We start from the raw sequence: 8719 nt of genomic DNA, 5'->3' as shown, positions 1-8719 counted from the left end.
CGTCTGCCATGGCCCGTAGCGTTCGGGCAGGTCACGCCAGGAGACTCCGGTACGGATCTTGTAGACCATGCCGTTGACGACCTGCCGGTCCGCCATGCGAGGTCGTCCGGTGGCGGCCCGCGGTATCAACGGAGCGAGCAACTCCCACTACCAGTCGGTGAGTTCATGGCGACGTATCACCCCACCATGATCCACCACTCGATGAAGGACGTCGCCGAGGAACTGGGCCGCGCACCCGCACAGGTGGGGCTGGCCTGGGCCGGCGGTGCGCTCGCGCAGCGTGTGGCCGGCGGCCTCCCAGCCCGACCTTGCGGATCCACGGCACGGTTGCACAGATCCGTGCCCGCCTTCCGGCCAGTGTCGCGAGCCTGGGGGAGGAAGCGCCTGCGGCGGGCGAGGACCAGGCGGCCGAGCGCTGGCTGCGCGCCGAGCTGCGGGCGGAGCGGCTGGACTGGTTGCCGCCGCTCCTCGCCTCACTCGACCGGCCGTTCGTCGGCGAGCGTCCCGCCGAGCTGCGCGACTTGGTCGCCGCGTTCGCCGAACGCCTCACCTCCTACGCCCGTGAGGCCTGACAGCACAACAACCGGCCCCCGCTTCAGAGCGAAGGTCACCTTGAACATGACGTACCCCCGGCTGAAGAGGCGTTCCGCACCAATCCCGGGCATGCTCGCCGTACTCGGCTGCCGCATGGTGACCTGCGGCCTGAGATCCGGATCCGCCGGGCGGATTCCGGTGGCGGTCGAGCTCCGGGACCTGGCGCTTCAGTTCAGCGAGCGTCCATGCCGCGCCTTGCTGTGGTGCCTCGCATCATCGGTACATCCATTGTTGACCGAGCCCTCACGTGTGTTGACCGTCCATCGATCTCGGTTCGTGAGCATGGAGGTGTCAACGCGGCAGGAGTTCTCGGAGGGAATCGGTCATGGGCGAGTCCAACAGAAGGCTTATCGGTAGCCGGCGACTGCGTCTCGCGGTCGGAGGCATCGGAGTGCTGGCGCTGGTGACCGGCATAGCTGGGTCGGCAGGCACGGCCTACGCCGCGGAGACGGCCGGGCGGGCAGTCCTGAACGCGGCGTCGCGTGGGGACGTGGTGGCGTCCGGGGCGGTCGACCCCTGCGACTGGGACCACGAGGGGTGGCGTGCCGCTGAGTGCGGGGACGCGGTGGCGTCCGCGCCGGTCGACCCCTGCGACTGGGACCACGAGGGGTGGCGTACCGCTGAGTGCGGGGACGCGGTGGCGTCCGCGCCGGTCGACCCCTCTGGCTGGGACCACGAGGGGTGGCGCGGCCAGCGTCTGCCGCTGGCGCCCTAGTCACAAGGCAAGCCACCGCCCGTTCGCCCCGGGACGCACACTTTGACGGGTCGTGTCCGCCGTGTCCGGCGAGACCTCGACGTCATCGGTCCTGTGAAGAGGCCGAGACGCGGGCGGGACGGAATCCGGTTCGCGAACTCGGCGACGGTCGCCGATCGCTGTGCTGTGAGGCGAGAGTCGCCCGATGGGGTCGCGGCGGGCCGAACAAGGCCCGCCCCGCCCCCCCCTCGACCGCAAGGCCCATCGCCCAGGTCGCCGTCGCGCAGGCGAACACCGCCGACCGGTGGTTGTGGTTCCGGAGTCGACCGGGACCGGGACGCCCGGAAGCGCTCGGGCCCACCGCATGTCCGTTCCATCCCCTCGTCGCCATGTGTCGCCATGGGCACAGGAAGGAATTCCCATGCATTCCGACATACCCCTGCGAACACTGCCACCGGAGGCAGCGCACCAACTGGTCACGGCCGCTGGGAAACTCCTTGCGGACCACGGCGGCACGACGGGCCCCGAGCTGTTCGCCTCGCTCGGGGAAGCCGCTCGGCAACTGCACTCCACCACACGAGACCGGTTCCGAGCACAGTTCACGGACGCGGGGATGTTCGTCGTACGTGGACTGCCGGTCGATGACGAAGAGATCGGCCCGACTCCCCTGCACTGGTCGCGGGCAGAGGACGCCGGAGCGCTGTGGGATGTCGTTCTGCTGCTGGTCGTTCATCTGATGGGACGCCCTTTGGCATGGGAGGGGCAGCAGAGCGGACGCATCGTCAACAACATCGTTCCCTCCGAGGGGCACGAGCACGAACAGACGGGCGCCAGCAGCACGGTGCTGCTGAGCCCGCACACCGAGGACGCGTTCCATCCCCAGCGAGCCCACCTGCTGCTCCTTTGCTGCATGCGCAACCACGATCGCGTGGCCACCACCGCGGCGAGTGTCCGACGGACCGGGATCGGTGACGAGGACCTCGCCCGGCTCACCATGCCGGTCCTGCCCATCCTGCCCGACGACGCCTACGAAAGCGTTCCCGGGTTTCACGAAGCCCCACCGCCCGTGCGAACCCTGTGGGACTCGCCCGAGGGGCTCACCCTGCGCTTCGATCCGGCGTACACGCCGCTGGACCGGGCCGACCAGGCCCACCGGGACGCGTACCGACGCCTGGAGGAGCAGCTGGCCGCGGCTTCCGTGGAGGCGGTGCTCGAACCCGGGGACGTGCTCGTGGTCGACAACGACGTCGTCGTGCACGGACGTGTCCCGTTCCGTGCCCGCTACGACGGCACCGACCGCTGGCTGAAGCGGGCTCTGGTGCGGGTCCCGGCACGGGATACCAGGCCGCCGTCCGAACAGTACGAGCACGGCTACGGTCAGTCCGCGATCGAGATGTGACGGCGTCCGCGCCCAGGAGCCCCGGCACCCCGCCGGCCCGGATCGTGCTCCGATCCGGGCGACGGCGTGCAGGGGCTCAGGCCGCTCGCCCGGCATCCTCGCCGGTCCGCCCGGTTCTGAATCGGGCCCTGTCACTTCGGCCCGTCAGAACCCCGGCCCACAGGAAGGAACGGTGTCATCCCATGCCGGCTTCCCCGCGCCCACCGCGAGCGCCTCTCGGCCCCCGGTTCCGCCTGCTGTGGAGCGCCGTCTCCGCGGCCGGCCTCGGCGACGGCATCGCCTTGACAGCCATGCCCCTGCTCGCCGGGCGGCTCACCGGCGACCCGAGGGGCGTCTCCCTCGTCTTTTTCGCGGAGCAACTGCCCTGGCTCGTCCTCGGCCTGATATCCGGAGTCGTCGCCGACCGCTTGGACCGCCGGCGTGTGCTGTGGATCTCCGACGCCCTGCGGGCCGTGATCGCCGCGGCGTTCACCTTCGCCGTCTTCACCGGGCGCGCGTCGATACCCCTGCTCGGCGCGGTGGCTCTGCTCCTCGGAGCCGGGCAGGTCATGTACGTCGGTGCGTGGGGCGGCATGGTGCCCGCGGTCGTCGAACCGGTCGGCCGCACCCGCGCGAACGCGGCACTGCAGGCCACGGCGCAGGTCACCGGCAACCTCCTGGGCTCGCCACTGGGTGCGGTGCTGTTCGCCGCGTCTGTCGCGGCGCCCTTCGCGGCGCAGACGGCGTGCATTGCGTGCGCTGCCGTGCTGATCGCACTTCTGCCCGGGGACTACCGTGCGCGGACGACCGGCCCCACGCGACGAACATCGTTGCGGCGGGAAGTGATCGAGGGCGTCGGCTGGCTCTGGAATCACCGTCTCCTGCGGCTGCTGTGCGTAGCCGCAGGCGTCGCCAACCTTGTGGTCACCGCACTCACCACCGTTCTGGTGCTGTACACCCGTGAGGAGCTCCGTATCAGTGGTCTCGGCTACGGACTCGTCATGGTGGGGTTCGCGGTGGGAGGCATCGCCGGGGCCGCCGTCGTCGCGCGGGTGTCCGACCGGCTCGGCGCCGGCAGGACGCTCACCCTGGCCATGGCCGGCCAGGCGGGATCCGTGGCGTTGGCGGGCGCCGTCTCGTCCCGCCTGGCGTTCTGCGGTTTCATCGCCTGCTACGGCGCGGCGATGCTGTCCTGGAACGTCGTGGCCGTCTCCGTACGTCAGAGCATCGTTCCCGACCACCTGCTCGGCCGGGTCAACATGGCGTACCAGATGATCATCGCTGGCGCGAGTGCGGTCGGCGCGCTCACCAGTGGCGTCGTAGCGCACGTGTTCGGCCTGCGCGCTCCCTTCGTCATGGGTGCGGTCCTGTTGTTCACGCTCTGCGTGACGGCCGCACGCGGCGTCGGTTCCCAGCACTCCGCCGCCGGGCCTTCCGCGGCACGCGCCGGGTCCCGCTGACGGCCCCTGTGGGCCGCGCGCCCCATGGGGCCGGGAGGCCACGGCGAGCCGTGAGGCACCCGGTGCGGTGACGACGAAGGTGGCTGCCGCGCGGCAGGCCCGGCACAGCGGGTGCGGAAGTCCCGGCGGATCAGACGGCCTCCATGCGTCCGTCCAGCCGCGTCAGTCCCGTTCTCACGGCGGCCGCAGCTTCGTCGAGGACGTCACGTTCCCGCACACGCCAGTCGGCGCCGATGGTGAAGCCGTCGCCGGCGAAACGGGGGAACACGTGCAGATGGACGTGGAAGACCTCCTGGAAGGCGGCTTCTCCGTCCGCGAGGAACATGTTGACGCCGTCGCAGCGCAGACCCGACCGGCGCAGAGCCCGTCCGACGCGGTGCGCCAGCGACCACATATGGGTCCCAGCGGTGATGTCGAGATCCTCCAGCCCTTGCGCGTGCGCCCGGGGGACGACGAGCACATGCCCAGGAGTCACCGGCTGGTGGTCCATGAAGGCGACGACCCGCTGGTCCTCGTGGACGATGCTCGCCGCGACACGGCCTGCGACGAGCGAACAGAAAACGCAGTCCTCGTCCGTCACCCTTCCTCCTCCTGCCACGCGGTCACTTGCCCATCAGGAAAGCAGCTCACCGCTGTACAGGAGAAGGTGCCGCACTGATCCGGCTCGAGGTACGGGACATCCGTGGCGGGCTCCGGACATGCCGGTATGCACCGGTAGGCCTGTCATGTGCCCTCGCGTGCCGCCCGGTCCGCGAGGGCGGCGAGCCACTCGCCCACGTCGCGACGCTCGCGCTCGGCCGCCCGCCGCCACTGCTCCCAGCGCTCCTCGGCGACCTCCAGGCTGAGCCTGGCCGTGCGATCGGCCGGTACAGCGCGGCCCGGTGCCTCGGCACGCAGCCGGCGGCGCAGTTCAGCCTTCGGCCACCTGTGTTCCGCCGACCGGTCGAGCCACAGGTCCTGTTGTTCCGGAGGCAGGGCGGCGACCTCCTGATGGTGCTGAAAGCTGAGCTCCTGGCGCCGCCGTGACGGGGGGAACTTCCTCGCCACCCAGGCGTAGTTGCGCAAGGTCTGGTAGTCGAGCGCGGTGCTCCGCATCGCCTCGCGGTAGCGGTTCGGATAGCTCACACTGCCGTGCACCAGCCAGTCACCGAGCCACCAGGACGACGAATCGGCGGCCGACTGCAGCTGCCCGCCGAGCCGCAGCCAGGCGGCCAGAGGCAGATCGCGCGGGAGTTGCAGGGCGGTGGGCAGCGCACGTGCGGAGCCGTCCAGATGCAGGCGCGCGATGGCGGGCAGGGACGCCGCACCGTCCGCGGCCCTTCTCAGGCCGGCCGCGCGACGCGGGGTGGATGCTGCCATCGGGTGCATGGGTCACTCCTTGGATGTCGGGCCGGGAGGCCCGGGTCCCGGCGGCGTGCCGTCGGCGATGCCCGTGGGGCGACCGCACGTGTCACGGACGCCGGATGCCCGGCTTTCCCGTCGGTTTCGGGTCTCGGAAACCTGGGGCTTGCCACTCGTCGTAAGGGACAGCTGCCCGGGACCGAGCAACTCGACGTCATGGACGAAGAGTTCGAGCTCGACGGCCAGGCGCCCTCTGATCTCCTGGGCCAGTGACGCTCTGACGGCGGCGGAGGCGTCGACTTCGGTCACGAGGCAGACCCGGGCGGTGCCAGGTGCGTCCGAGCCAAGGCCGCCGGTGGTGAAGGCCACGCAGCGGCCGGGGCGTACACCTGGGATACCGGCGCACACGGCACGGATGTCGGCAGCATAGAAGTTGCGCCCGTTCTGTACGACCGTGTCGTCGCCGCGCCCCAGGACGAACAGGTGCCCGCGATGGACGAAGCCGAGATCACCCGTGCTGTGCCAGTCTTCCACCGCGTCCCGGTCGTGCGCCGCGTCAGCCGTTCCGGCCCTGGAAGCGGCGCTCGGCCAGTAACCGGAGAACATCTGCGGCCCGCGGATCCGGATGCGGCCCACCACCGCGTGCCGCTCCGTCCGGCCCTCGTGGTCGCTGATCTCCACTTGCGTGCCGGGCAGAGGCCGTCCTGACGAGAGCAGCACGGACCGGGAGCCGCCGGCCTCGGTCGACGGAACGACCTGGCCGGCCTGAAGGGCCGCCCGGTCGACGGCCAGCCGCAGCGCCGGATCGTCCGGGGTGCCGGTGGTGACCGTGAGAGTCGCTTCCGCCATGCCGTACGAAGGACAGAAGGCGTCGGGGCGGAAGCCCGCGGGCGCGAAGTGCGCCGCGAACCGCTCCGCGGTGTCCGCCCGGACGACCTCGCCGGCGTTGCGTGCGATCCGCCACGCCGTCAGGTCAAGTTGACGCACCTGCTCGGCGGACACCCTGCGGACGCAGAGCGCATAGGCGAAGTCGGGCGCGCTGGACATCGACCCGCGCACCGCCGTCAGCGCGCGCAGCCAGGACAGAGGGGACCGGGCGAATTCCCGCGGATGCAGCAGCACCGAGGCGTAGCCGCTGAACAGCGGGCGCAGCACCCCGGTGACCAGACCCATGTCGTGGTGGAGCGGTACCCATGTCACCGACGTGTCGTGCGGACTCTCGCCGTAGATCCTGGCGGCCTGGGCGCAACTGGCCCGCAGCGCGCGGTGGGTGATGACGGCTCCCTTGGGAGCGCCCGTCGAACCGGACGTGTACTGGAGCAGCGCGACGGCACACTGCCGGGCGGGGCGCGGTGGACCCGACGGGATCCCGGCGGACGCGATCAGGTCGTCCCAGGCGACGACCCGTCGCAGGCCGGCGATCGCGGCGGTGTCCCCGTCCCGAGCCTGGCCGGCGCGGCTGAGCACGAGCGCGGGACGGCAGTCCTCGACGATTCCGCGCAGGCGCGCCAGAGCGGCCGGATGTGCGTCCGCGGTCAAGGGCGGCGCGGGGACCGCGATGAGGCCTGCGGCCGCGCAGGCCAGCAGGGCCGCTGTGAACGTGTGATCGTTGGGCAGGGCGAGCACGACCCGGTCGCCGGCATCAGGGGCCTGAGCAGCCAGGGCCGCGGCGGCCCGCTCGACCAGTGCGGTCAGTCCCGCGTAGTCGATCGTTTCGCGTATCGCCCCGTCCCGCCAGGCGGTCACGGCAGTTGCCGACGGCCGGGACGTCGCGTGCCGCGTCAGCCAGTCGTAGGCCGTACGAGCCCTACCGGGCCGGGCGGTGCTCACCGGTGCCTCTGACCGGTACCAGCCCCGTCCGAGGCCAGTGCCGCGCGCCGGATCTTCCCGCTCGGAGTCCGGGGCAGGCTACCGCTGGGATGCGGGACGACCTGGGGGAGCGGCAGGCCCCACGCGGCGGTGGCCGCGCCGATCGCCGCGACGAGGCCGGCCGCGTCCTGCGTCACGGGGGTCTCCACGTGGCAGACGGATGCGGGGCCGGTCGGTCCGCCGATCACGGCGACGTCGGTGACGCCGGGCAGTTGGCGGACCAGGTGTTCCAGCAGAGCCTCGTCGTGTCCGCCGGACGTGCCCATGCGACCGAGGACGTAGAGGTAGCCGTCCTCGTCCAGGTAGCCGAGGTCGCCGGTGCGCAGCACCCCGTCGGAGCCGGACGCGCTGTCAGCGGCTCGCAGACGGGCGGTGATCTCGCCCGGCGCGCCGGCGGGCAGGTGTTCTCCGTCCCGCTCGACGGTCAGGGTGATGCCGGGCAGCGCACGCCCGACCGAACCCGGGTGCGTCAGCCACTGCGGCGTGCCGATCTCCGTCAGGATGCTGCGGGACGTGCCGTAGTACTCGTGCAGGACCGGTCCCAGCAGGCCGATGGCCGCTCGCTTCACGGCGGGCGGACAGGAGGCGCCGCCGTGGAAGACCGCCCGGAGGGGCTGTGCGGGGGCACGGCCGGCCCGCACGATGTCGACCAGCAGGTCGGGGCTCAGCATGGTGCTGGCCACCGCGTGACGATCGGCCAGCGTCGTGAACTCCGACGCGGACCATTCCTGCTGCACGACCACCGTGCTGCCCGCCTGCAACGCGTACAGCGCCGGACCGAGCGTTCCCAGATGGTAGGTGGGATTGGCCATCAGATGCGGGCCCACGGAGGGCCCCGCCGCGTACCGCTCCTCGACCGCGACGCCGAGGTACGGGCGTGCGGGGCGCACCCGGGGCACCGCCTGCGGCACGCCCGTCGTGCCGGAGGTGGCGAACGCCAGGTACCCGGCCGCGACGGAGGCCCGCAACGGAACGGGAGAGTCCGAGGTGCCCGCGTCGACGAGGGTTTCGTCGTCGGCGACAGGGTGGGGCGGCGTGCCCGCGCACTGCTCCGCGGGCCAGGACGTCACGTGCAGGGCGACGCGCATGTCGGCCAGCAACCGGGAGCCGGTGGGTGATCGCAGCAGTCCGGCCTCCACAGGGAAGAGCCCGTAACCGTGGGCGAGGGCCGCCAGAGCGAGGGCGAAGAACCGGGGGCCGGTCGGGATGTCCGTGGAAAGGACGCTGCCGTCGGGCAGGCCGCGCGCACGCAGTCCCCGGGCCAGGGCGTCGGCCCGCGCGGTCAGTTCTCCGAAGGTGCAGGACTGGGATCCCGCCACGACGGCCAGGCGGGACGGTTCGGTCCCGGCGGACTTCCAGGGACTCCACAGATGAGGGCGCACG

At 71.7% G+C, this 8719-nt stretch carries 8 protein-coding genes and 1 pseudogene; 4 read left to right on the top strand and 5 right to left on the bottom strand.

Going from position 1 to position 8719, the window contains the following annotated elements:
- The coding region (locus ACIP9H_RS41430; RefSeq protein ID WP_401964158.1) for a transposase at window positions 1-141 on the bottom strand (141 nt) is incomplete at its 3' end.
- A gap of 167 nt (window positions 142-308) precedes the next feature.
- On the opposite strand from ACIP9H_RS41430, the pseudogene ACIP9H_RS41425 reads away from it, so the two are divergent.
- The 4 genes and pseudogenes from ACIP9H_RS41425 to ACIP9H_RS41410 form a co-directional block, all read left to right on the top strand.
- A pseudogene (locus ACIP9H_RS41425) lies at window positions 309-572 on the top strand (transcriptional regulator); the annotation flags it as partial.
- Between the two features lie 425 nt (window positions 573-997).
- On the top strand, window positions 998-1309 hold the full coding sequence (locus tag ACIP9H_RS41420; protein ID WP_401597561.1) for a hypothetical protein: 312 nt from the start codon (window positions 998-1000) through the stop codon (window positions 1307-1309).
- Window positions 1310-1709: 400 nt separating this feature from the next.
- On the top strand, window positions 1710-2687 hold the full coding sequence (locus ACIP9H_RS41415) for a TauD/TfdA family dioxygenase (protein ID WP_401597564.1): 978 nt from the start codon (window positions 1710-1712) through the stop codon (window positions 2685-2687).
- A 182-nt stretch (window positions 2688-2869) separates the two neighbouring features.
- A complete protein-coding gene (locus tag ACIP9H_RS41410; protein ID WP_401597567.1) occupies window positions 2870-4126 on the top strand; it encodes an MFS transporter in 1257 nt (418 codons plus the stop codon).
- A gap of 130 nt (window positions 4127-4256) precedes the next feature.
- Here ACIP9H_RS41410 and ACIP9H_RS41405 read toward each other — a convergent pair whose 3' ends face one another.
- From ACIP9H_RS41405 to ACIP9H_RS41390, 4 genes are all read right to left on the bottom strand, one after another.
- Window positions 4257-4706 carry an HIT family protein gene (locus ACIP9H_RS41405; protein WP_401597569.1) on the bottom strand — a complete coding sequence of 150 codons (450 nt, stop codon included), beginning with the start codon at window positions 4704-4706 and terminating at the stop codon, window positions 4257-4259.
- 143 nt (window positions 4707-4849) lie between these two features.
- Window positions 4850-5494, bottom strand: a complete 645-nt coding sequence (locus ACIP9H_RS41400) for an LmbU family transcriptional regulator (protein WP_401597571.1) — start codon at window positions 5492-5494, stop codon at window positions 4850-4852.
- Window positions 5495-5497: 3 nt separating this feature from the next.
- Window positions 5498-7297, bottom strand: a complete 1800-nt coding sequence (locus ACIP9H_RS41395; RefSeq protein ID WP_401964153.1) for an AMP-binding protein — start codon at window positions 7295-7297, stop codon at window positions 5498-5500.
- Complete coding sequence (locus ACIP9H_RS41390) at window positions 7294-8718, bottom strand: AMP-binding protein (protein WP_401597577.1); 1425 nt, start codon at window positions 8716-8718, stop codon at window positions 7294-7296. Before ACIP9H_RS41390 ends, ACIP9H_RS41395 begins: the two co-directional genes overlap by 4 nt.
- Window position 8719: the final 1 nt, after the last annotated feature.

This window comes from Streptomyces sp. NPDC088732 (genome assembly GCF_044751205.1).
GTDB lineage: Bacteria > Actinomycetota > Actinomycetes > Streptomycetales > Streptomycetaceae > Actinacidiphila.
The sequence above is the reverse complement of the archived record's forward strand: the minus strand, read 5'-3'. Positions and strand labels throughout refer to the sequence as shown.